The sequence below is a fragment of the Oleiphilus sp. HI0079 genome, assembly GCF_001635105.1.
Genome location: NZ_LWFT01000067.1, coordinates 1 through 1112, shown reverse-complemented (window position 1 = coordinate 1112; position 1112 = coordinate 1). Strand labels below are relative to the sequence as shown.

The following is a 1112-nucleotide window of genomic DNA, read 5'->3' as shown; positions in this document are numbered from 1 at the left end:
TTCTACTCCTAAATCGACAAGTTCTTTTGCGAACTCAACAATTCCGGTTTTGTCGGAGACGCTGATTAGGGCGCGTTTAACGGGTGCTAGGCGAGGGTCGGTCGTCATACTTAATTCCAATTTTACTTCTGCTTAGAACGTAAAAGGGCGAGATAATCCCGCCCTTTTTTGATGCTTTTCGTTTTACAGTAAACCGTATTGCTTTAACTTCTTGCGAAGCGTACCTCTATTAAGGCCAAGCAAAACGGAGGCTTTAGTTTGGTTGTTACGGGTGTACTTTAGTACCTGCTCGAGAAGAGGTGCTTCTACTTCAGTAAGCACTAGTTGGTAAACGTCGGTCACAGGCGCGCCGTCTAGTTGAGCAAAATAGTTGCTCAGCGCTTTCTCTACCTCGTCACGCAAGGTTGTTCCGCCTTCTGCCGCTGGGCCGATTTGTGTTTGTTGTGCTTCGTGGTTGTCGGCTAGCATTTGAGAACTCATGCTGCTGCTTCTCCTTGGGTAAGTGACTGCTCAAAGTAACTGGTTATAGCTTCAAGCTGTTCGTTAGTTGAATCAATGGTGTTAAAAATCTTTCTAAACGCTTTACCATCTGGTCGTGTTTGCAAATACCAGGCAACATGTTTGCGTGAGATCCGGACTCCCATGACATCGCCATAGAAGGAGTGAAGTTCACTGACATGTTGCAGCATAATTGCTTTTTGCTCTTCGGTAGCGCGCGGCGGCAAATGAGTCCCTTTTGCCAGGAAGTGCTCTATTTCTTCAAAAATCCATGGTTTTCCCTGAGCCGCGCGTCCTATTAGCAGTCCGTCCGCTCCGGTGAAGTTCAAGACCTGTTTTGCCTTTTCGGGAGAGGTGATATCTCCGTTTGCAAACACCGGAATTGAAACGGCTTGCTTGACCGCGCGTATCGTGTCGTACTCCGCCTCACCCCTATAGGCGCAGGCTCTGGTTCGGCCGTGAACAGCCAAAGCCTGAATGCCTGAGTCTTCCGCCATTCGGGCTATTGTTTCTGCGTTTTTGCTTTGTTGATCCCAGCCAGTTCTGATCTTGAGCGTTACTGGGATTTCTACTGCATTCAAAACGGCGTTTAAGATGTCTTTGACAAGCGCTTC

At 48.0% G+C, this 1112-nt stretch carries 2 protein-coding genes; both read right to left on the bottom strand.

Going from position 1 to position 1112, the window contains the following annotated elements; translation table 11 throughout:
- Window positions 1-183: 183 nt before the first annotated feature.
- The gene (fis, locus tag A3750_RS01005) at window positions 184-468 is read right to left on the bottom strand and encodes a DNA-binding transcriptional regulator Fis (protein ID WP_369819912.1); all 285 of its coding nucleotides are present in this window, start codon (window positions 466-468) and stop codon (window positions 184-186) included.
- Between the two features lie 8 nt (window positions 469-476).
- The coding region (locus tag A3750_RS01000; RefSeq protein WP_197474780.1) for a tRNA-dihydrouridine synthase at window positions 477-1112 on the bottom strand (636 nt) is incomplete at its 5' end.

What these genes read in the sequence shown, in the direction of transcription:
- fis (WP_369819912.1), bottom strand. Translation starts at nt 468, where the DNA reads ATGCTAGCCGACAACCACGAAGCACAACAAACACAAATCGGCCCAGCG.